Raw genomic sequence first — 21,171 nt, forward strand, 5'->3', positions numbered from 1 at the left:
AACAGGCAGTACAGTACCCTATGGTGATATTAAATCTATAAAAGTCGTTTTTGATAAATTAGACTATAATAAAAAAGGCTGTCTCAAAAGTTTCGGTCATTGTGAATCCGATAAATATCGGCAGAAGCAATTTCCTCATACGCGCAATGAAAGCATGTTGAGATCACTTCGTTTTACTCGTGATGACGGATTCTTTAGTTTGAGACAGCCTCTTGAATATTCTTAAGCTGAATACAACTTATTTTCTAGCGATAGCTTTTTTAGCTGCTTTCACAATATTGTCAGCATTCAATCCATATTTTTCCAATAGATCAGTTGGCGTTCCTGATTCACCGAATGAATCATCCACACCAATGAATTCCTGGGGAGATGGGTTGTTTCTGGCCAAAGTTTGGGCAACACTGTCACCTAGACCACCATTATATTGGTGCTCTTCAGCAGTAACACAAGCACCAGTTTTAGCTACAGATTCCAAGATGGCTTCAGTATCCAAGGGTTTGATGGTGTGGATATTGATCACCTCAGCGCTGATACCTTCTTCTCTTAGTTTAGCTTCGGCTACTACAGCTTCCCATACCAAATGACCTGTGGCAAAGATGGTTACATCTGTACCTTCGATCATTTTCCAAGCCTTGCCGATTTCAAATTTTTGGTCAGCAGGAGTAAAGATAGGCCATTTTGGACGGCCAAACCTCAAATAAACAGGACCTTCATATTCAGCGATGGCCATAGTAGCTGCTTTTGTCTGATTGTAATCACAAGGGTTGATTACAGTCATATTTGGCAACATTCTCATCATGCCCAAATCTTCAAGAATCTGGTGGGTAGCTCCATCTTCTCCCAAAGTCAACCCGGCGTGGGAAGCACAGATTTTAACATTTTTCTCAGAATAGGCAATCGACTGACGAATTTGGTCATAAACACGTCCAGTAGAGAAGTTGGCAAAGGTTCCGGTAAAAGGAATTTTACCATTGATGCTCATACCAGCCGCTAAGCCCATCATATTGGCTTCAGCAATACCTACCTGAAAGAACCTTTCTGGGAATTCTTTCTGGAAGGCACCCATTTTAAGTGATCCGATAAGATCAGCGCAAAGTCCCACTACATTTGGGTTTTTACGTCCTGCTTCTAGCAAGCCATCTCCAAATCCAGAACGGGTGTCTTGCTTTTCTGTATAGGTAAATTTAGTTTCTAAAGTCTTTTCCATTTTTTGATCTGTTAAGCCCAAGCAATCTGAACTGATCAGGGATTGGGCGGTTAACTGTTTTGTTGATTAATAGTCACCAAGGGTTTCTTCCAACTGACCCAAGGCATTCTCCAATTGTTCATCACTTGGAGCGATTCCGTGCCACTTGTGTGTACCGACCATAAAATCAACGCCGTATCCCATTTCAGTATGAAGCAGGTTCAGTACCGGCTTTCCTTTACCCAATAGTGTTTTGGCATATGCCAAACCAGCTACTACTGATTCCATGTCATTACCTTTTAGGGTATCAATAACTTCCCATCCGAAAGCTTCCCATTTTGATTTCAAATCCTGTAGGCTCATTACAGCTTCTGTAGGACCATCTATTTGCTGGCCGTTGAAGTCAATGGTAGCAATCAGATTGTCCACTTTATGGTGAGGAGCATACATGGCAGCTTCCCAGATTTGGCCTTCCTGCTGCTCACCATCTCCCATCAAGGCGTATACTATGCCCTCATCTCCGTCTATTTTTTTTGCTTGGGCAGCACCAATGGCTACAGAAAGTCCTTGACCCAAAGATCCAGAGGCAATTCTGATACCTGGAAGTCCTTCCTCAGTGGCTGGGTGACCTTGTAATCTGCTATCGATCTTTCTAAAAGTCTTTAGCTCTTCTGTATTGAAATATCCGCTTCTGGCCAAAACACTGTACCATACAGGTGAAATGTGACCATTTGAAAGGAAGAAAAGGTCTTCCCCTTTACCTTCCATGCTGAAGTTGGATTTATGATTCATTTGGTTGAAGTACAGTGCCACGAAAAATTCTGTACATCCCAAAGAAGCACCTGGGTGCCCTGATTGTACTTCGTGAACCATACGTAAAATGTCCCGTCTCACTTGTGAGGCAGTCTTTTTTAGTTGTTCGGTGGATAGCTTTTCCATTTTAAAGGAATTAATTAAGTATTTGATTTGAATGTTCTTTTGTTTTTACTTTCTCAATGATCTCGGCAATTTTACCTTCCTCATCAATGACAAAGGTGGTTCTTACAGTGCCCATATAGGTTCTACCATAATTGTTTTTTTCTCTCCAAGTGTTGTAGAGATTGTGTACCTTTTTGTCTTCATCCGCTATCAAAGAGAAAGGAAGCTCATGTTTTTCAATGAACTTTTGATGGGATTTTTCTGAGTCTGTACTGATTCCGAAGACCACATAGCCTGCGTTGATCAGTGCATCATAGTTATCTCTTAGGTTACAAGCTTGGGTAGTACAGCCAGGAGTGTTGTCCTTGGGATAAAAATATAAAACCACTTTTTTGCCTTTGTAGTCAGATAGTTTCACTGTGCTGCCATCTTCAATTTTGGCTTCAAAATCTGGGGCTTGCATTCCTACTTCCAGTGCCATGTTGTTTCGTCTTTTAGGTTAAGTGTTTTTTTGACAATTAAAGTTCTCAATTATTTTTTTAAATTCTAGAGTTTTCTTGAAAAAACTTTAGAATTTCCTGCATTATCTGTGACTTTTAACTCAAATTGGCCTTTAAAAGGCTCTTTTGAGGTTCGCTGGGTCCAAATAACCCTGCTTTTATGTTCATATCGCATGATAACCCATTTTCCATCTATTCGTGCTTCGAAGTCTTTAATTCCGGATCTATTATCATCAATAACGAATCTTAAACTTGAAGAATTGACCCTTACAGGCCTTATACTTGGAGGGGTATTGTCTTCAGCGAGTACAAAAGTACCAAATTTTTTGGTTTTAAAGGTGAAATGGTCACCTTCCCATTCTCCTCCCAAGAATTGCTTCCAGCCATTTTCATAAAGTTGGTAGGCATGTATATGCTCACGCTCTCCCGAATAGTCAGAAACATCCATACTTACCTCTATCTCATTTCTTAGGTAGTCATCCTGATTGTTGTTTATTTTGATAGAAGGTCTTCCATCATAGCTGCCTCTTTCAGTACTTAGGAAGAGACTTTCCAGTAATGATTCCTTATCAAATCTGATATGGGTATATCCATCACTGAAAGAATGTTCCTTGTTAAATGGTATTTTTGCTTGTATTCCTGGGTAAATCATTTCTGTACACACATCGATAGAATCAGGTACCCCATATTCCATATCCCAAATATATGTTCTATATCTAGGGTCCTCATAGGAAAGCATCACATCTAGCATCAATCCATCTACATAAAACTTAGCTAACTTATGCTGTTCTGTTTTATCTGTTCTAAGGATCATCCAATTATGATGAAATTCGACCTTTTTGCTGGAGCGGCTGTTATACCTAATATCATAATTAGGTGCATCCCCCTTAAATTTTATGTCGAGGTCAGTTTTGTTGCCAAAAACGTCTTCCAATTTTACCTGGACATTTTTTACACTGTCTGGGCTGACCTCAATGGCTCCACTATGTAGCTGATTGGGGCTGTAATAGTCAAATTGATTATAGGCTGTTGTATAAAGCTTGGTATAGCTGTTTTGATGGGTATGGGATAGTAGGAAACGGCCAAGGTTAAAATCTACCTTGTCTACATTGACATCAAAGGTCTTCTGTCCATCCTCATAAATTTCGAAGTGCGGAAAGCCATTTCTATTATATGCACCATCCAGTTTGTCATAGCCTCTTACTTCTATCCCTACCTTGCCAGTAATATGGATAGGTTGGTCTACCACATATTTGTTGCCTCGGAAATTGGCCCTAATTACGGTCCTCTCAAACTTTCCGTTGATCCTACTGTCAAGTTCTAAGGGCGTAAGGGCTATTGAAGTAAGGGTAGGAGGAGTGTTGTCCTCAATTTCCTGAAAACCATATTTCAAAGGGTCCACGGCTCTGTCCAAAGAATCTCTGATTTCAAAATGTAAATGTGGGCCACCTGAACTTCCCGTATTTCCCGAATAGGCAATTACATCCCCTTTTTTTACAGGTAGCGCATTGGATTCAGGGAAGATTTCCAGTTCGTTCTGCTCAGCATCAATCATCTTTCCCCACATAAAATCGGCTATATGGTCATTGAAGTCTTTTAAATGTCCATATAAGGAGAACATGCCATTGGTATGCTTGAGAATAAGAAGGTTACCATAGCCAAAGGAAGATATCTTCATTCTGTAAACTTCTCCATCAGCCACGGCATAAACAGGAAGTCCCTGTCTACCTTCCGTTTTTATATCAATTCCGGTATGGAAATGGTTTGGGCGTATTTCACTCATGTTCCCGGAAAGGTAGTTACGCTCTCCCGGCTTGATGGGGAATTGAAAATAATCTATTTTCAATTGGGCAATAGCAGGCACTGAACAGCCCCATAAAAGGAATATCAGCAGGAACTTATTTAATCTCAAAATCCAATAATTTTTTATCTTCTATATATGCTTCCAGGTGATCGCCAACATTTACTTTTCCTACTCCGGCTGGAGTTCCAGTAAATATCAAGTCTCCCTTTTTTAACGTAAAAAATTGTGAAATGTATTCCAGAATGACTCCAAAGTCAAAAAGCATCATGGAAGTGTTTCCCTTTTGTTTTTGCTCACCATTAATGTTTAAATGGAAATTGATATCATTAAAATCTTTGATGTCTTTTACCGGTAAAAATTGTCCAACAGGAGCTGAACCGTTGAATCCTTTGGCAATTTCCCAAGGCAAACCTTTTTCCTTACACTTTTTCTGAAGGTCCCTCGCTGTAAAATCAATGCCAATTCCTATTTCTTCAAAATATCTATGGGCAAATTCTCTTTTGATAAATTTACCTTCTTTGTTGATTTTTAGAACCAATTCCACTTCATGGTGTATATCATTGGAGAAATCAGGCATATAAAAAGGCATATTGTTTTTCAATAATGCCGTATCTGGTTTGAGAAAAACCACTGGGTTTTTGGGTCTTTCATTTTGAAGCTCTTCTATATGTTCTGTATAATTTCGGCCTATGGCAATGATTTTCATGAAAGGTATAGATTTTAAGGTGCTTATGATTTCACAAAGAAACTATATATGCCTGTATTAATAAAATGTTTCTAAGGCATAATTCCTGAAGATTTGCACTAAAGCTTGTTTTTGGCGGGTCAGCATCCTGAAATTTGAAAAAGAATTGGTCCAGTTAGAAAAATAAAATTTGTCTGATAAAATCAGATAGAAGGAAAATGGCCTAACGTAATTGAAATATTAAACTTCTAGGATTTTCAATTACTCGAAAACCGGCCTGAATGGATATACAATTCTTTTAAGAATGGTATGGATTCTGTTGGTAGGCTTTTTACTTGAATGAACTTTTCTGACAGGAGATTTTTGAGGATTTGTTTTCTTGATGGTAAATAATTTCAAATTAAAGGTCCTCTCATGTACTTCCACTTCATAAATATCCAAAGCTGCTTTTTGGAAATTTTGATTTCCAAAGACTACTCTTATTTCTTTAGTTTCTTCATGCGAGTTTTGTCTAAGGAATTCTTTTAAGGCTTGAAACAAATCCTTAGTTGTTAATGAGCAGATAGGATCACCTTCTTCAAAAACATGGATCTGGATGTATTTTTTACCTGTTAGAGCCTCTTTAAAAATTTCAACTTTGCCTAAGTTTAAACAACTTTTTGCAATTAATCCCGGCAGATATTCAATCTTGATCGGCATTTGAGGTACAATCTCCAATAACTGAATAATGTCTTTTGTTTGCATAAATTTGCCGTTCATTTAATATTGTAAGAATACGAAAAAAAAAGTTTAAATGCTTAAAAACCCATAAAAATCTTTTGGGTTTCTCTGAAATATTCAATTTAATAATTAGATAATATTATTTTTAGCGCGTAAATTGGTGAAAATCACCATGGTTAGGAGGAGAGCAAACTAAAGAGAATGTCCAAAATCTCATCAAATAAGTTGATAGCTACTGTAAAGCCAGAACTATGGGTTATGTGATGAGGTGAAATATTCTCTTTGGTATTCTTACTTAAGAAGAGCTTTGAATGCTATGTGGCTACGTGTAATTTGGATCAGGACGTATAATATTTGGATTTTAACAAGAACGAGAGCTTTACTAAAAGAATCAAAGCAGGTACTTCGATCAAAGGTCCTATTACCCCCACAAAGGCCTGACCGCTATGAATTCCAAATACAGCGATGGCCACTGCAATGGCTAGCTCAAAGTTATTCCCAGCAGCAGTAAATGCGACGGCGGCATTTTGGCTGTAATCTGCTCCCAGGAGCTTGCAGGTAATAAATCCAATAACAAACATGATCAGAAAGTATATCAATAAAGGGATAGCAATTTGAACAACATCCAGTGGAATTTCTACGATCATTTCTCCCTTTAGGCTGAACATGATAATAATTGTCAATAGAAGTGCTACCAAGGTTATGGGAGAAATATTAGGGATAAAGGTCTCATTGTACCATTTTTCACTTTTCAAGCTACTCAGAAGGGGCCTGCTGATCATTCCAGCAAAGAAGGGGATACCAAGATAAATCAATACACTTTCTGCGATCATGCTCATAGAAATGTCAACAATAGCACCATCTATACCGAAATAAGGAGGTAAAATGGTAATGAAAAACCAAGCATAAAAACTATAAGCAAAAACCTGAAAGATGCTGTTTAAGGCTACCAGGCCTGCCCCATATTCTTTGCTTCCCTCTGCCAGATCATTCCATACCAAGACCATTGCGATGCACCTGGCCAAACCTATCAGGATTAAGCCTGTCATGTATTCCGGTTGATCCCTGAGAAAGACCAAAGCTAGAACGAACATCAAAACTGGTCCAATAATCCAGTTGAGCAAAAGGGAGATGCTCAGGATTTTGATATTTTTGAATACTTTGGGCAAAAGACTGTAATTGGCCTTGGCAAGTGGAGGATACATCATTAAGATCAATCCAATGGCAATAGGAATATTGGTGGTGCCCTGGCTATAACTATTGATCTTATCCGCAAATTGGGGAAATATGTATCCCAATAGAATGCCAAGTCCCATGGCAAGGAAAATCCATAAGGTAAGGTACTGGTTGAGGAAGCTTAGTTTTTTCATATAAAGGTACTGTATAGCCATGCTTAGCCTGTTTAGTTGAGCATTAATGGCGAAAAGAAACTAAATAGGGGTTATTTGATATTGGAAAAGACATAAAGCATTTCCATGGCGATTTGATCTGATCTCTCTGAATATTTGTCTTCCTCTAAATCAGTATCATCAAATGCTTTTGGATCTTCATATCTTAAGGGAATTCTTTCTGAAGCGCCAGGAATATGTGGGCAATTTTGATCTGCATGGGAGCAAGTCATGATCGCGGCAAAATCATTTTGAGGATTGTTAATATCATCGTAAAGCTTTGAAAATGCCTTAAAGGAAGGGATATCCTCTCCAGGAAAGATTTCATAGAGCGGGTTTTCACTTCCCAATTTTGAAATCCTGAACCCTGCATTTTCTAGGGCTTTTACGGCTCTCCAATTGAAAGCAGTGATTTCTGTTCCTCCAGAATAACTTTGTACTGGGATATTGTAGTAATAAGCCGCCAATTGAGACCAGATTTGTCCCAATTGGCTTCTTCTTGAGTTATGTGTGCAGATAAAGTTCAGTTGCACGGTTTTTCCAGCTTCGTTTGCCTGCTTTACGTATTGGATTAATTGATTCAGCTCTTTTTCACGTTCCTCTTTTGGCTTAAAGGATTTTAATTGTTCAATCTTGGAGAGTAGTTCCGGGAAGATCTTTTTCTGTTTTTTATTCATATTGATTTAACAGCAATTTGATTCTGGCTCACATTTTAAGGTGTTCGTTGATTTAAGTGATTTCAAAGGTACTTTGATTTTTGTTTTTGGGCTTGGGCAACATGCAGCGGCTTTTTCTTCAGGGCTATTGGCACGGTCCTTAGCTTTACATGTAGTGCTGGTTTCGAATAATTGAATATGAAGATTTCCATCAGAAACGGAAATATTCCCCAAGTTCATCAAAGCCGTATGAAAGTCCTCATTTCCATATTCAAATTTAATATCTGTTTCTTGAAAAGTAGGTCTAACCTTTTCAACCAAGTCAAATATTTTAAGCGCTTTCTTACTGTTTAATCTATGAGTAGGATCGGGAAGCTCACTTTCCCAAATTTGCACATGGGTTTCTTGCCATTGATTTCTAATACCTCCGCAATCAACGGTATCAAAATTGACATTTTTTATCTCTGTAATGTGAAAGTCAGCTCTTACAAATTGACCTTCTGCATATTCGATTAGTAAGGGTATATCTTGGTTTTCCCTTAGGTGCTGGATAAATTCTTTGGTTTTCATGATAAATTGCAATATTACGATAGTTGATGATAAATTTTTTTAACAACAGTTTTGTTTGTCTTCCATGTTGTATTGGTCAAATAACTCGTTAAATAGCTCCTTAATGCTTAGCCATTTGGATGGGTTGATACAATAGCTCATAGAAACCCCTTCAATGGTGCCTTGAATAATGTTCAGGTTTTTCAGTTCTCTTAAGTGTTGGCTTATTGTAGCTTGGGCAAGGCCTAGTTCCTGGACCAATTCACCGTTGATACAGGCATTGGTTCTTAGTAAATGCTGTATAATAGCTATTCTTGCTGGATGGGCGAAAGCCTTGGCGATCAATGCAAGTTCATTCTGCTCTTTAGTGAATAAATCTGTTTTTGTAATTCCCATTGTTTAATTGTTGTATCGCAATATAGCGATAATAAGTTTTGTTGCCAAAAAAGTCATGCGTAAAGTGCGAAGAAAGGCCTGGTTGAAAAATACTCTTTATTAAAAACCGTTGAATTATAGTCAGTTTGACCAAAAGGTGATATTATTGTTGGGTAATTGTAAATTCATTCATATTTGATTAATTTATAATTATAAAATTAGGTGGTCACGTATATTCTCGCGCAGAGTTTAAATTTGACGAATACCCAAAGTAGAGAAGGAGATTAAATTATGAAATGGGCTTATAATATTAATAATAGGGTAAAAATTTCATTATTGTTGATGGTGGTTTTTACTTCTGTGTTCATTAAGAACCTTCTTGAAGAGGAGAACGTGTCTGATTTGGCAGGTTCATTTACAACTATTTATAAAGATAGGTTATTACCTGAGAGCTATATTTTTCATCTATCTGAGATTCTATATAAAAAGCGAATTTTTATTGATCAGTGCAATAACCAGCAAGAGTTTTTGACTGGATCGGCTGATAATGTGAATTATAATCACCAGATCGATTCCATCATATTGGATTTTAAGGGTACTTTATTGACAGAAGATGAGGCCATTTATTTAAGGGCCCTTCAGGATGATATTAATTTGATTTATGGTTTGGAAAATGAGCTGACTGAGGAGCAGGTGTCTGCTGATGATTTTGCTGCAGTAAAGGTCAATTCAGATCAATTAATTTCCCAGGCAGCGGATAAGCTCAATAAGTTATCAGAAATCCAATTGTCGGTAGGAAAGGAGCTTAATGATCATTCCCAAAAAATTGTGGCAGGAAATTCTATATTGACAAGGTTTGAAACGGCCCTGCTTATAATTCTTGCTTTGGTGATCAATGCACTGATTTTTGGATTGGTTTCCAGTAGAAGTAAAATAAAACAAAGAGCACATTTGAACTAATATTTAAATAAAAGCATTAATAGAGGCAGTTTTTGGAGAAAATTGCCTCTTTTTATTTAATACTATGACAAAGTCCAATAAAGAAAGAAAGGTGACCATAGGTCATGTTTTTAAAACCATCATTTGGCCCAGAAGAAACCAATTGTTTCTGGGATTGTTTCTGATCATTATAAGTAGATTGTCGGGTTTGGTTTTGCCGGGAGCCAGTAAATACCTTATGGATGATGTCATACCCAATTCCAATATGGAATTGCTTAAATGGCTGGTGATAGCTGTGGGGGTGGCCGTTTCGGTACAAGCTGTAACCTCATTTATATTGACCCAAATACTTAGTGTTGAAGCACAGCATTTGATTGCTAGGTTAAGGGTGAAGGTACAGCAGCATATTATCCGATTGCCAATTCGCTTCTTTGATAATGCCAAGACAGGAGAATTGGTGTCGCGGATCATGACGGATGTGGAAGGAGTGAGGAATTTGGTAGGGACTGGCCTAGCCCAAATGGTCGGAGGAATTCTTACCTCGATTATTTGTCTGGGATTGTTAATCTATATCAGCCCCATGATGACACTATATGTTTTGGTTCCTGTAGTTATTTTTGGCCTTATCTCCTTAAAAGCTTTTGGACGGATAAGGCCTATTTTCAGGGAAAGGGGGAAAATCAATGCACAGGTAACTGGAAGGTTGACCGAAACTTTGGGAGGTATCCGTGTCATCAAAGGTTTCAATGCCGAGGAACAGGAAATTAAAACATTTGAGGATGGAGTTCTAAGGCTTTATAAGAATATCAAATCAAGTTTGACAGCGACTAGTATGGTCACAAGTTCTGCTACCTTTCTACTTGGTTTGGCCTCTGCAGGTATTATGGGTATAGGAGGCTATATGATCATGAATGAAAGCATGACATTTGGGGACTTTTTGGCTTTCACCCTTTATTTGGGATTTATGATTGCCCCTATTGTACAAATGAGCAATATAGGAAGCCAACTGACAGAAGCTTTTGCGGGCTTGGATAGGACGGAGGAAATTATGAATATTCCATTGGAAGAGGATGCCACTAATCGAAATATTCAGCTTCCTAGGATACATGGCGATGTTGTATTTGACCAAGTAAGCTTTGCTTATGAAGAAGGGAAAAATGTGATAAAAGAAGTAAGTTTTGAGGCAGAAGCAGGTACAATGACGGCTTTGGTAGGAACTTCAGGTTCTGGGAAAACCACTATTGCTGGTTTGGTGGCCTCTTTTTTAAATCCTGCCAGTGGAACCGTATTAATAGATGGGCAAGATTTACAGCAGGTCAGCTTATCAAGCTATAGGGGGCAGTTGGGAGTGGTCCTGCAGGATGATTTCCTTTTTGAAGGAACCATCAAGGAGAATATTTTATTCCCAAGGCCAGACGCTAGTGAATCTGAATTGATGCAGGCAGTATATGCGGCCCATGTGCATGAGTTTACAGATCGCTTTGAGGAAGGTTTGGATACTTTGATAGGAGAGCGGGGAGTGAAATTGTCCGGGGGGCAAAAGCAAAGAATTGCCATTGCCCGGGCCATCTTGGCGGATCCAAGGATTTTGATTTTGGATGAAGCTACATCCAATCTGGATACGGAAAGTGAGACTTTGATTCAAGCCAGTTTGAAGGAGCTGATGAAGGGTCGAACCACCTTTGTCATTGCTCACCGCTTAAGCACCATCCGACAGGCTAACCAGATTTTGGTGGTGGAAAAAGGCCAAATTGTAGAGAGAGGAAGGCATGATGAATTGATGGAAAAGCAGGGTAGGTATTTTGATCTGTATACTTATCAGGCGAGAATTTAGAATAAAGTACGAAGTATAATGTAGGAGGTACGAAGTAGGAAGTGGGAAGAGGGAAGTATGAAGTTGGAAATATGGAGTGAAAAGATGAAAAATTGGAAGGTAGGCTTCTGATGATTTATTCAGAATGATTTTGTCAGGTCGAATTTGACTTTGTCGCAAGACAGGTGGAGTCGAGCCCCTTGTATTAAATTGAAAAAGCTGTTCCTGATTTGTAATCAGGAACAGCAATAAAATGGATTTACAATCCTATTTAACCCGAACTATGTGATAGGAGTCGTAATGAGGTTTTAAAGTGCAAGAAAATCGGACTGTTTGGAGACTGAGGCATAGCATCGCTATGGTGAAGTCGAAAACAGTAGCAAATCGACTGATTTTAAAGCAATTTCAAATCGCAATAGATTTGCTATTGCATAGTTCGGGTTTAACATTTATCATTTTTTTGGGGCTTGAAATAAGGTATATAATTAAAACTTATTCCATTTTGCTTGTTTTCTCCTTTGATGGCTTCTAATGGAGTTTTGATATTATACATTTCCTTTTTCCACTCTGGGATTTGATCGTAGACTTGCTGTAAGTCATTAACAGTTCCGCCAAGTTGGCCTTCATATTTCTTAGGGCGGTTTTGGTGTTCAAAATAAATATCTATGGCTTTCTCATAAGCAGAAACATGGTCATACCCAGTTCTATTCATGAAAAAAGTCTTGTAAAATCCATTGTTGGTTTGAAGATGAACCTCAGTTTCATAATCATCTTTCTCTTTACCATTAGAGGTGTATTTTCTATGATAGTACCAAAATGCAATGTCTTCTTGGTTATAGGATTTTAGCTCTTTGTTTGGTATTACTTTTTTATCCAAATAAATTGTATAAAAAGTATTTTTTTGCCATTCTTTCATTTGATAGCTTGAAGGGCGTTTTTTGTTCAAATTCATCGGGGGAGCAGGAATTCCAGAAAGTTTGGGAGCCTTTGCCCTGTTTTCTTCTGACATATACGCCCAAAGTTGTCTCATTCTATCCAATTTAATTTCTTCCATACTTACCGAATGCTGTTCTAATTTGGCTTCATCCATTATTCTTTCAAAACTTTGATGAAGCATTACAAATTCCTTCAAATAAGCATCATCTTGCTGAAGTGATACATATGAAGTGTTTGATTCAACTATGAGTTCGTTAGTATTTTCATGAGGTCTCATGGCAAGCATTGATACGATTCCTAGAGCAAAGGGAACGGTCAGCACTTTGACTGCGGTCTTTTGCCAATTTTTAGTTTTGTTCATCATGGTTATTCGGTTTTTGGTCAATGAATATTTGGAATAGCTTACCAAATGGTTTTGCTGTTGTTGCAAGACATGGGAGAGCAGCAAATATTGATAGCTTTTTTTGTCTTCACATTCTTGAACTACTGCCTCATCAGCTATAAATTCATGGTTCAGTTGGATGGCTTTCTTAAATAGGTGAAATACAGGGTTGAACCAAAAAATACTTTTAAGCACTTCGATAAAAAGGATATCTAGGCTATGCCATTGGCGGGCATGGATTTCTTCATGAAGTAGTAATTGGGAATTGACCTGTCTATTTATGAATTGCGATTTTTCTAGAAAAATATATTGCATAAAGGTGAAAGGAAGGTCTTTTCCTTTACTCAATACAGCTTTGTAGTGCCCCTGATCAATAATGGGGCCCCTCTTTATTTTTAAAAATAATGTGCGAAGGTTGATCGTCAAACGAATTACTAAGACAAGTAAAACTAATATATAAACTGCCAGGATAATGGTCCATAATGGCAGTGCTTGTTTAGATCTCACTATATTATCAGTTTCCTTCTCTAGTATAATTGGTGCTGAATTGGTTGCTATCAGGTTTGTAGACATCAATTCTTCTTGACTAAGGCTTGGAAAAGTAGGAGTAGCATTTACAAGTTTTGTATGGGGGGTAAGAGGAGATTGTATAAATGGAACACACAATGAAAAGAGGAGACTTCCTAAAAGGAAATACCGGTTGAATTGGTAAGCCTTTTCTTTTGAAAGTAGAAAATGGTAAACCAAGTACAAAATTAACAGGCTAATTGCTGATTTGATCAAGTAGGCTATCATTGCTTTTTATTTTCGATTTGACGGTCAATCAACTGTTTGAGTTCTTCCAGTTCCTCTTGGCTCAGGTCTGTCTCTGAAGTGAAGAAAGAGGCAAATTGAGAAGGACTATTGTCAAAGAAATTCTTAATAATTCCTTTTACCTGTTTACTGAAATAAGCGCTTTTTTTTATGAGGGGATAGTATTCCCTAGAGTTACCAAAAGTTTTAAAAGACACAAATTTCTTTTCTGTCATTCTTTTTAAAAGTGTTGCCACAGTGGTTGGGGCTGGTTTGGGATCTGGATAGGCTTCAAGAAGGTCCTTCATAAAGGCCTTTTCCAATTTCCAAAGGTAATTCATCAATTGTTCTTCACTAGGAGCAAGCTTCATTTCTACATTGTTAGATGTTGTTCTATAAATGTAGAATAAAAATATAATTAAAAAAATAGTTAAGAAGAAAAAGTTTTTAATTAATTGAAAAAGAGTTTGTTGTGCTTATAAGATCTCGAGCAACTTGGTTTTGATAATTGGGGTTTTATTGCTTATTTCTGTCCATGCAAACAGTAATCCCTCTTTTGAAAGTGTCATCTGAGGGAAACCACTGGCCCTTTCCTCTGAAGTTTTTGCAATACTGATAGCTTCTTTGCTATTGCCATTTTGATAGACTTTCTTTGCCTTGATTTCTCCTTCTTCCATCCAGGAGACATAAGCACTGCTTTCATCAGCTATTACAATATCCACTCTTCCAATGCTTGGAGCTTCATTGATTTTGATTGGGTTTCCGAAACTTTCGCCGCCATCTTTTGAAAAAATAACCTTGACTTCTGCCATGCCTCTAGCTGCAGTAAACCAAGCAACCGCCAAGGTATTTCCCTTTGAAGCAGCCCTGGGGCCATTTACAGGGCATCCTTTGATTTGCCAATTGTCTTGGAAGATTACCTTTGGCTGGGTCCATTGTCCATTTATTAACCTACTGATGGCAATGTCCCTAACTTCTGTAATTCCCCTGTCCCTAAATACAACTATTGGTCCATTTTCAGTCAGGGCGGTGGCAGTTTGACAGCAATCACAGGTCCGGTTGTCAATTTCCCATTCTTGTATTTTCTCACCCTCAGGTGAAATAATGGCTGCCCTTAGGGTCATTGCGGCCATGCTCCCTGACTCATGGCTATGGTGGTCCATTTGACCAGCTGAATTTCTTCCGTCCAACCAAGAGACCAAATAATTCCCTTTATAGGGGAGCATGGAAACAAAACCATGCTCAGCCTGCAAGCCATCATCGTGCAGCTTTTTTGGAGCTGTCCAGCTTTTTCCATCCATTGTACTCAGATAGTGTATATCATAGGCGTAGGAGCTTTCCCCATTTTTTTGAAGAAAAAATGAAAGCATGGAGTTTCCATCTTTGCTTGTAATTTGAGGATAATCAGCCCAATTGATAAACCAATTACCGCCCGAGGCTATAGTTTGGGGACTTTTCCATTTCCCTTCCTCAAAGGATGCATACTTTAATGCTGCATTATTCCCTTCTTTTTCCACCCAAGACATATAAGTTTGTCCAGTAGCTGAAGTCATTAAATAAGGTTCACCGTATTTTTTGGTGCTGTCAGCTTCAAAGGGAATATCCAAAAAAGTGGATTGATGAGTTGATTGATCTGGAGATGAGCAAGAAATAAAGGTAATAAGAAACAAAATGAGGCTAGTGCTATTTGTGTTGTTCATCTGTAATTGGCTTTAATTTTCCCTTTTGAATTTTAATAAAATTAGCTCTCCTAATAATTGAAATGTCCCGCAGCTAAGCTGACGGGACAATAAGTCAGCCTAAGCGGACTTGTCTAACCACCAGGCAGAGTCGAGGTCCAATGTTTAGCCTTCGGCTTAAGTTTATCCTGAGCTAAGTCGAAGGGCTTAGGCTGACATCACTTTATTGATAGTTTAAAACAATATCTCATCTCACTACTCCAAAAACAATAATTTTTACTCAAGACTCACGACTCCCTACTCAAGACTATTTACTTCATATCGAAAATCTTATCCATTACTTGCCATTTTTCTCCCTCGGGAACTCCTGGTAGCCCCTGTTGGAATGTCCACATAAGGTCTTCCCATTCTTTTACCTTGGCATTGCCTGCATCCATTTCTGCCTTTTTGTCGAAGGAAAATTCAGGTATAGTTTCCATGATCATAAAAAGCCTGTTTTCCCAGCGGTAAATTTCCATACTTTCAATACCCGAATCTTTGATGCTTTTGATAATTTCAGGCCATACCTCTCTATGGTAGGCTTCGTATTCTTCTATTATTTTTGGATCATTTTTTAGGTCCAAAGCAAGGGTGTATCTATTAGTCATAATTCTTGTTTTATTTAATTCCATAAAAGTTTGCCGCAGTAAATCCAAGGACATCAGCTTGCTCTTTTTCGCTCAATTCTTCAATATAATCTTTGACGATACCTGTGTTTTTAGGATAATCAGCAGCGAGTAAAGCCACTGGCCAGTCAGATCCGAACATCAGTCTTTTGCTGCCAAAAGCTTCAAATACCACATCCATATAAGGTGCCAATTCAGCTTTGGTCCATTTGTTCCAATCAGCTTCTGTTACCATCCCAGATACCTTGCAGCTAACATTGTCAAAACCTGAAATGATCTTCATGTTTTTGGCCCATTCGTCTATTTTACCATCTTTGATATAAGGCTTGGCTAGGTGGTCTATTACAAAAGGCTGGTTCGGAAAGCTTTTTACCAGATTTATGGCTTCTTCCAGATGGTGAGGGAAGATCAGGATATCATAGGTATATCCAAATTTTTCCAAGTGGGCCATGCCTTTTCTAAAAGCAGCATCTGCCATCAATTCTGGCGGCTGGCCTTGAAGGATCATTCTAAAACCAGCCATATTAACTGTGTCACTATAATTTTCTAGATCTTCTAGGATATTTTCTGAACAAAGGTCAACCCAACCCACTACTTTTTTTATCCAAGGATTTTCTTTGGCCAATTCCAATAAAAATTCATTTTCATCCAATGATTCATCTGCCTGCACGGCAACTGTACCATCAAATCCCTCATGATCCAATAAAGGCTTTAGGTCTGAAGGAAGAAAATCCTTACGGATCACGGACATGTTCTCCTCAATCCAAGCATGCTTTTCTGGATTGTATTTCCAAAAATGTTGATGGGCATCAATTTTCATTAATCAGTTGTTTTGGGTAAGACAAATAAAACCTGCCAATCCCAGGACTGGCAGGTTCAAATATAATTAAAGGAACAAATTATCCCTTATAGTTTACAGCGGTTTGGCTAGAAGTTCCCAGTCCATCAATACCAAGTTCCACTACATCACCTTCTTTCAAGTAGGTAGGAGGGTTCAATCCCAAGCCAACACCAGCAGGAGTACCTGTGGAGATGATATCTCCTGGCAATAGGGTCATATAATTACTTAAGTGGCTGATCAAAGTTGGAATGTCAAATACCAAGTCAGAAGTATTGCTGTTCTGAAGCATTTTGCCATTCACTTTTAACCATAGGTTAAGGTTGTGAGGATCTTCGATCTCATCTTTGGTTACCAAATATGGTCCTAAAGGAGAGAAGTTATCATTACTTTTTCCTTTTACCCATTGGCCACCATGGCTCAATTGGAAGTCACGCTCAGAAACATCATTAAGCAAGCAATAACCGGCAACATAATCCATGGCATCTTCCTTGGCTACATAGCTGGCTTTTTTACCGATCATCACGGCCAATTCTACTTCCCAATCCGTCTTTTCAGAGTCTCTAGGGATGATGATATTATCATTTGGTCCACATAGGGAAGAAGTGGCCTTCATAAAGATCACTGGCTGCTTTGGTACTTCCATGCCACTTTCCTTGGCATGCAAAGAGTAGTTTAGACCGATGCAGATGATCTTAGAAGGACGCTTGATAGGAGGGCCCAGACGGGTTTCATTGCTCACAACTGGACAATCAGCCTCGTTGTTTTCCAACCAAGCTGCCAATTTGTTCAAGCCGTCATTTTCCAAGAATTCTTCTGTCCAGTCCTGTCCGAAAGCACTACAGTCGATACGTGTTCCGTCAGCTTTCTCAATACCTGGCTTTTCTTGGCCAGCATTTCCAAATCTTAATAATTTCATTTTAATTATTCTTTTGAGGTAAGTAATAGAGGGCTTACCTGTTATAGATTATTATTGAAAATAGAGGCTTTCTCAAAAGTCTGAAATACGTCATCACGAGCGAAGCGAAGTGATCTCGATGTATTCGGATTGTACGAAAGTGGAGATTGCTTCTTTTCGCTACCGCTACAATCGCAATGACGTGGAATTTTGAGATAGCCTCTCTTATATTACATTTTTAGATTAACAAATCCACCGTCAATAGGGTAGTTGCCTCCTGTTAGGAAGGATGATTCGTCCTTGCAAAGGTAAAATGCCATAGCAGCAATCTCCTCTGGAGTACCCATTCTTCCTATCGGCTGGGTAGCAGCCAATTTGTCAAACATCTCCTTTTCCTGTCCAGGGTAGTTTTTGGCCAAAAAGCCATCAACAAAAGGAGTATGGACACGACCTGGAGCAATGCTGTTTACGCGGATATTATAGGAAACGTAATCCCTGGCCATGGAAAGCGTCATGGAAAATACAGCTCCCTTAGTCATGGAATAAGCGAATCGATCAGGAATTCCGATGGTAGAAGCCACTGAAGCCATATTGACGATGGAACCACCGTTTTCCTTCATTTTAGGCAGGCTGGCTATGCTGCAGTTATATATTCCTTTTACATTCACCTGGTACAATCTGTCAAAATCAGCTTCACTGGTATTTTCCAAATTTCCTACATGGGAAACTCCTGCATTATTGACCAATACATCTATATTTCCAGGAATGGAATCAATGGTATTTTTCATCTCCTCGGTCTTTGAAACATCTCCCTGTAAAAAGGTGACTTTATGACCTTTTTCTGTCAGCTCCTTAGCTACTTTTTCTCCTGAATTTTGATCAAAATCTATGAAATATACATTTCCTCCTTCTTCAGCAAAGCGGGTGGTCATGGCCAAGCCAATTCCACTTGCTCCACCGGTAATCAAAATGGTTTTATTTTCCATGGTCTGTTTATCTTCCAAAATCAATTTGCAAAGCTAATTTTAAATTGTTTTCTTTCTTCTTTGGACTGTCGCTTTAGGCCTTTGCTGGTGCTTCGTTCCAAACCGGTCCAGTGGCAAAGTCATATTCAGCCAATGAATCAGCCTTTATTTCAATACTATAGCCTGGAAGGCTAGGAGCTTGATAACGACCATCCTTAATGTTCACTGGATCAATAAAGTGTTCGTGCAAGTGATCCACATATTCGATCACACGGCCTTCCATGGTTCCACTGATAGCAATATAGTCTATCATGGATAGGTGCTGAACATATTCACAAAGACCCACACCGCCAGCATGAGGACAAACTGGAATATCGAATTTCTTTGCGATCAACATGATAGCAAGGTTTTCATTTACTCCACCAACTCTACAGCTATCAATCTGACAAATCTGTAAAGCACCAGCTTTCATCAACTGCTTGAAGATAACCCTGTTTTGGCAATGCTCACCAGTGGCAACCAAGATAGGTTTAACTCCGTCGCTGATGGCTTTATGGCCTAGGATATCATCAGGACTGGTAGGCTCTTCGATCCAAAGTGGGTTAAATTTAGCCAATTGTTTCATGTTTTCAATGGCTTCACTAACTTCCCATCTTTGGTTGGCATCCATCATGAGGTACATGTCGTCGCCTATCTCCTCGCGAATGATGGCTGCTCGGCGCATATCATCATCCAAATTGGCACCTACTTTCATTTTGATATGCTTCCAGCCTTCTTGTTTGGCTTCGCGGCAAAGTCTCCTGATTTTATCATCCGTATAGCCCAACCAACCAGCAGAGGTGGTGTATCCAGGATAACCGTTTTCTTCTAGGAATTTAATGCGTTCGGCTTTGCCTTCGGTGGTTTCTTTGAAGATCTCCAAAGCTTCTTCAGGGGTCACTACATCAGTGATATAAGTAAAGTCAATACATTTTACCAATTCTTCTGGAGACATTTCTCCGATGAGCTTCCAAAGTGGTTTTTTCTCAGCTTTGGCATAAAGGTCCCAAACAGCATTAACCAAGGCTCCTGTGGCCAAGTGCACCACACCTTTTTCCGGTCCCAGCCACCTGATTTGGCTGTCACTATTCACCATTTTCCAAAATGCTCCCATGTCTGCTGTAAATTCAGCCAGGTCCTTTCCGATTACATGGTGTGCAATGGCTTCCAAAGCTGCACAACAAATTTCATTACCTCTACCTATGGTAAAAGTCAATCCATGACCTTCCAATTCAGGATGGTTGGTCTTTAGAATGATATATGCAGCAGAATAATCAGGATCAGGGTTCATCGCATCTGATCCATGTTTTTCTTTACTGGTTGGAAATCTAATATCCTTTACCAGATAGTCGGTAATTTTAATGTTCATTTTCAATTAATATATTGTTCTATTTTGCTTCTTAGAAAAGATCATGCAAGTTGACATGTTTTGTACTTAATGGCTACATTAATCTTAGTTATATATAATACTATTTTTGCTTACTTTTTGGGTAGTTTTGATTTTGTTCGATAATATTTGTAATATTGGTCGCAATAAATCACAAAATGATCTAAGATTTAACAAGTTATATGAAAGCCAAATTACTTGAAAGAAAAAGCCCCTTTGACCGCTCGTTTTTGGTGGCCAAACATTCCTATCCCTATTTTCTGGATATTTGGCATTATCATAGTGAACTTGAATTGGTATATATTCTTAAGAGTAAGGGGACAAGGTTTATCGGGGATAATATTGAGCAATTTGATCAGGGAGATTTGATCCTGATTGGGGAAAATTTGCCCCATTTATGGCAGAATGATCCCGAGTATTTTGACGAGAAAGTAGAGGCGAGTGCAGAGGCATATTCTGTTCATTTTAATAAGAATTTTGCAGGAGAGGATTTTTTACGCCTTCCTGAAATGAAGCAGATAAGGAAACTCCTTGAAAAGGCCAATCAAGGGATAAAATTCCTGGGAGAGACTAAGAAGAATGCGTTACTTTGGATGCAAAAGCTACATGATGCTGAGGGGGTGGATCAATTGGTGATTTTGATGGAGTTTTTGGCTACTCTGTCTAAGGAAGATGAAATAGAGCTGTTAAGCACCGATGGTTTTAGTTTTCCATTACATATTACAGGTGATGATAGAGTGGACAAGGTGTATTCATTTACCTTTAACAATTTCAAAAGGAATATTACTCTGGAAGAAGTGGCTGAATTGGTGCATCTGAATCCTACTGCTTTTTGTAGGTATTTTAAAAAATCCACCAAGAAAACCTACTCTAAATTTCTTAATGAAATCAGGGTGGGATATGCCTGTAAATTATTGATCGAAGAAAGGTTAAATATTTCCGAAGTGGGTTATGAATGTGGTTTTAATAACCTTTCGAATTTCAATAGACAGTTCAAGAATGTAATGGATATTTCCCCTTCTGAATATATGAAGAAACATAAAAAACATCGATAGTT

At 38.5% G+C, this 21,171-nt stretch carries 21 protein-coding genes; 3 read left to right on the forward strand and 18 right to left on the reverse strand.

Annotated features, from left to right (window positions below; genetic code table 11):
* Window positions 1-238: 238 nt before the first annotated feature.
* The 10 genes from KMW37_RS06785 to KMW37_RS06830 form a co-directional block, all read right to left on the reverse strand.
* The gene (locus KMW37_RS06785; protein WP_215223845.1) at window positions 239-1,207 is read right to left on the reverse strand and encodes a transketolase family protein; all 969 of its coding nucleotides are present in this window, start codon (window positions 1,205-1,207) and stop codon (window positions 239-241) included.
* A 66-nt stretch (window positions 1,208-1,273) separates the two neighbouring features.
* The gene (locus KMW37_RS06790; RefSeq protein WP_215223846.1) at window positions 1,274-2,125 is read right to left on the reverse strand and encodes a transketolase; all 852 of its coding nucleotides are present in this window, start codon (window positions 2,123-2,125) and stop codon (window positions 1,274-1,276) included.
* Between the two features lie 10 nt (window positions 2,126-2,135).
* Window positions 2,136-2,585, reverse strand: coding sequence for a thioredoxin-dependent thiol peroxidase (gene bcp / locus KMW37_RS06795; protein WP_215223847.1), 450 nt, complete (start codon window positions 2,583-2,585; stop codon window positions 2,136-2,138).
* 65 nt (window positions 2,586-2,650) lie between these two features.
* Window positions 2,651-4,516, reverse strand: a complete 1,866-nt coding sequence (locus KMW37_RS06800; protein WP_215223848.1) for a M23 family metallopeptidase — start codon at window positions 4,514-4,516, stop codon at window positions 2,651-2,653.
* On the reverse strand, window positions 4,503-5,114 hold the full coding sequence (locus KMW37_RS06805; protein ID WP_215223849.1) for a fumarylacetoacetate hydrolase family protein: 612 nt from the start codon (window positions 5,112-5,114) through the stop codon (window positions 4,503-4,505). Before KMW37_RS06805 ends, KMW37_RS06800 begins: the two co-directional genes overlap by 14 nt.
* A 240-nt stretch (window positions 5,115-5,354) precedes the next feature.
* Window positions 5,355-5,837, reverse strand: coding sequence for a hypothetical protein (locus KMW37_RS06810; protein WP_215223850.1), 483 nt, complete (start codon window positions 5,835-5,837; stop codon window positions 5,355-5,357).
* Window positions 5,838-6,151: 314 nt separating this feature from the next.
* Complete coding sequence (arsB, locus tag KMW37_RS06815) at window positions 6,152-7,204, reverse strand: ACR3 family arsenite efflux transporter (protein ID WP_317195556.1); 1,053 nt, start codon at window positions 7,202-7,204, stop codon at window positions 6,152-6,154.
* Between the two features lie 50 nt (window positions 7,205-7,254).
* Window positions 7,255-7,878 (reverse strand): low molecular weight phosphatase family protein, encoded by a 624-nt coding sequence (locus KMW37_RS06820; RefSeq protein ID WP_215223851.1) that lies wholly within the window; start codon window positions 7,876-7,878, stop codon window positions 7,255-7,257.
* A 6-nt stretch (window positions 7,879-7,884) separates the two neighbouring features.
* A complete protein-coding gene (locus KMW37_RS06825; RefSeq protein ID WP_215223852.1) occupies window positions 7,885-8,427 on the reverse strand; it encodes a DUF6428 family protein in 543 nt (180 codons plus the stop codon).
* Between the two features lie 39 nt (window positions 8,428-8,466).
* Entirely contained in the window at window positions 8,467-8,802 is a 336-nt protein-coding gene (locus tag KMW37_RS06830; protein WP_215223853.1) for an ArsR/SmtB family transcription factor, read from the reverse strand.
* A gap of 270 nt (window positions 8,803-9,072) precedes the next feature.
* Between KMW37_RS06830 and KMW37_RS06835 the strand changes: the two genes are divergently transcribed.
* Both KMW37_RS06835 and KMW37_RS06840 read left to right on the forward strand, forming a co-directional pair.
* Window positions 9,073-9,741 carry an MCP four helix bundle domain-containing protein gene (locus tag KMW37_RS06835; RefSeq protein ID WP_215223854.1) on the forward strand — a complete coding sequence of 223 codons (669 nt, stop codon included), beginning with the start codon at window positions 9,073-9,075 and terminating at the stop codon, window positions 9,739-9,741.
* 64 nt (window positions 9,742-9,805) lie between these two features.
* On the forward strand, window positions 9,806-11,554 hold the full coding sequence (locus KMW37_RS06840) for an ABC transporter ATP-binding protein (RefSeq protein ID WP_215223855.1): 1,749 nt from the start codon (window positions 9,806-9,808) through the stop codon (window positions 11,552-11,554).
* Window positions 11,555-11,975: 421 nt separating this feature from the next.
* Here KMW37_RS06840 and KMW37_RS06845 read toward each other — a convergent pair whose 3' ends face one another.
* From KMW37_RS06845 to KMW37_RS06880, 8 genes are all read right to left on the reverse strand, one after another.
* Window positions 11,976-13,646: a M56 family metallopeptidase gene (locus KMW37_RS06845; RefSeq protein ID WP_215223856.1), complete on the reverse strand. Its 1,671-nt coding sequence runs from the start codon at window positions 13,644-13,646 to the stop codon at window positions 11,976-11,978.
* Window positions 13,643-14,014, reverse strand: a complete 372-nt coding sequence (locus KMW37_RS06850; RefSeq protein WP_215223857.1) for a BlaI/MecI/CopY family transcriptional regulator — start codon at window positions 14,012-14,014, stop codon at window positions 13,643-13,645. Before KMW37_RS06850 ends, KMW37_RS06845 begins: the two co-directional genes overlap by 4 nt.
* A gap of 105 nt (window positions 14,015-14,119) precedes the next feature.
* Window positions 14,120-15,343: an exo-alpha-sialidase gene (locus KMW37_RS06855; protein ID WP_215223858.1), complete on the reverse strand. Its 1,224-nt coding sequence runs from the start codon at window positions 15,341-15,343 to the stop codon at window positions 14,120-14,122.
* A gap of 290 nt (window positions 15,344-15,633) precedes the next feature.
* The gene (locus KMW37_RS06860) at window positions 15,634-15,969 is read right to left on the reverse strand and encodes an L-rhamnose mutarotase (RefSeq protein ID WP_215223859.1); all 336 of its coding nucleotides are present in this window, start codon (window positions 15,967-15,969) and stop codon (window positions 15,634-15,636) included.
* Between the two features lie 10 nt (window positions 15,970-15,979).
* Window positions 15,980-16,807, reverse strand: coding sequence for an amidohydrolase family protein (locus KMW37_RS06865; protein WP_215223860.1), 828 nt, complete (start codon window positions 16,805-16,807; stop codon window positions 15,980-15,982).
* A 79-nt stretch (window positions 16,808-16,886) separates the two neighbouring features.
* A complete protein-coding gene (locus KMW37_RS06870) occupies window positions 16,887-17,744 on the reverse strand; it encodes a fumarylacetoacetate hydrolase family protein (RefSeq protein ID WP_215223861.1) in 858 nt (285 codons plus the stop codon).
* Between the two features lie 209 nt (window positions 17,745-17,953).
* On the reverse strand, window positions 17,954-18,709 hold the full coding sequence (locus KMW37_RS06875) for an SDR family NAD(P)-dependent oxidoreductase (RefSeq protein WP_215223862.1): 756 nt from the start codon (window positions 18,707-18,709) through the stop codon (window positions 17,954-17,956).
* A 73-nt stretch (window positions 18,710-18,782) separates the two neighbouring features.
* A complete protein-coding gene (locus KMW37_RS06880) occupies window positions 18,783-20,096 on the reverse strand; it encodes an L-fuconate dehydratase (RefSeq protein ID WP_215223863.1) in 1,314 nt (437 codons plus the stop codon).
* A 200-nt stretch (window positions 20,097-20,296) separates the two neighbouring features.
* Here KMW37_RS06880 and KMW37_RS06885 point away from each other — a divergent pair, with 200 nt between their 5' ends.
* Complete coding sequence (locus KMW37_RS06885; RefSeq protein ID WP_215223864.1) at window positions 20,297-21,169, forward strand: AraC family transcriptional regulator; 873 nt, start codon at window positions 20,297-20,299, stop codon at window positions 21,167-21,169.
* Window positions 21,170-21,171: the final 2 nt, after the last annotated feature.

The sequence above is a fragment of the Echinicola shivajiensis genome, from assembly GCF_018642165.1.
In the GTDB taxonomy this organism is placed as follows: domain Bacteria; phylum Bacteroidota; class Bacteroidia; order Cytophagales; family Cyclobacteriaceae; genus Echinicola; species Echinicola shivajiensis.

What these genes read in the sequence shown, in the direction of transcription:
- KMW37_RS06785 (WP_215223845.1), bottom strand. Translation starts at nt 1,207, where the DNA reads ATGGAAAAGACTTTAGAAACTAAATTTACCTATACAGAAAAGCAAGAC.
- KMW37_RS06790 (WP_215223846.1), bottom strand. Translation starts at nt 2,125, where the DNA reads ATGGAAAAGCTATCCACCGAACAACTAAAAAAGACTGCCTCACAAGTG.
- bcp (WP_215223847.1), bottom strand. Translation starts at nt 2,585, where the DNA reads ATGGCACTGGAAGTAGGAATGCAAGCCCCAGATTTTGAAGCCAAAATT.
- KMW37_RS06805 (WP_215223849.1), bottom strand. Translation starts at nt 5,114, where the DNA reads ATGAAAATCATTGCCATAGGCCGAAATTATACAGAACATATAGAAGAG.
- KMW37_RS06810 (WP_215223850.1), bottom strand. Translation starts at nt 5,837, where the DNA reads ATGCAAACAAAAGACATTATTCAGTTATTGGAGATTGTACCTCAAATG.
- arsB (WP_317195556.1), bottom strand. Translation starts at nt 7,204, where the DNA reads ATGGCTATACAGTACCTTTATATGAAAAAACTAAGCTTCCTCAACCAG.
- KMW37_RS06820 (WP_215223851.1), bottom strand. Translation starts at nt 7,878, where the DNA reads ATGAATAAAAAACAGAAAAAGATCTTCCCGGAACTACTCTCCAAGATT.
- KMW37_RS06825 (WP_215223852.1), bottom strand. Translation starts at nt 8,427, where the DNA reads ATGAAAACCAAAGAATTTATCCAGCACCTAAGGGAAAACCAAGATATA.
- KMW37_RS06830 (WP_215223853.1), bottom strand. Translation starts at nt 8,802, where the DNA reads ATGGGAATTACAAAAACAGATTTATTCACTAAAGAGCAGAATGAACTT.
- KMW37_RS06835 (WP_215223854.1), top strand. Translation starts at nt 9,073, where the DNA reads ATGAAATGGGCTTATAATATTAATAATAGGGTAAAAATTTCATTATTG.
- KMW37_RS06840 (WP_215223855.1), top strand. Translation starts at nt 9,806, where the DNA reads ATGACAAAGTCCAATAAAGAAAGAAAGGTGACCATAGGTCATGTTTTT.
- KMW37_RS06845 (WP_215223856.1), bottom strand. Translation starts at nt 13,646, where the DNA reads ATGATAGCCTACTTGATCAAATCAGCAATTAGCCTGTTAATTTTGTAC.
- KMW37_RS06850 (WP_215223857.1), bottom strand. Translation starts at nt 14,014, where the DNA reads ATGAAGCTTGCTCCTAGTGAAGAACAATTGATGAATTACCTTTGGAAA.
- KMW37_RS06855 (WP_215223858.1), bottom strand. Translation starts at nt 15,343, where the DNA reads ATGAACAACACAAATAGCACTAGCCTCATTTTGTTTCTTATTACCTTT.
- KMW37_RS06860 (WP_215223859.1), bottom strand. Translation starts at nt 15,969, where the DNA reads ATGACTAATAGATACACCCTTGCTTTGGACCTAAAAAATGATCCAAAA.
- KMW37_RS06865 (WP_215223860.1), bottom strand. Translation starts at nt 16,807, where the DNA reads ATGAAAATTGATGCCCATCAACATTTTTGGAAATACAATCCAGAAAAG.
- KMW37_RS06870 (WP_215223861.1), bottom strand. Translation starts at nt 17,744, where the DNA reads ATGAAATTATTAAGATTTGGAAATGCTGGCCAAGAAAAGCCAGGTATT.
- KMW37_RS06875 (WP_215223862.1), bottom strand. Translation starts at nt 18,709, where the DNA reads ATGGAAAATAAAACCATTTTGATTACCGGTGGAGCAAGTGGAATTGGC.
- KMW37_RS06880 (WP_215223863.1), bottom strand. Translation starts at nt 20,096, where the DNA reads ATGAACATTAAAATTACCGACTATCTGGTAAAGGATATTAGATTTCCA.
- KMW37_RS06885 (WP_215223864.1), top strand. Translation starts at nt 20,297, where the DNA reads ATGAAAGCCAAATTACTTGAAAGAAAAAGCCCCTTTGACCGCTCGTTT.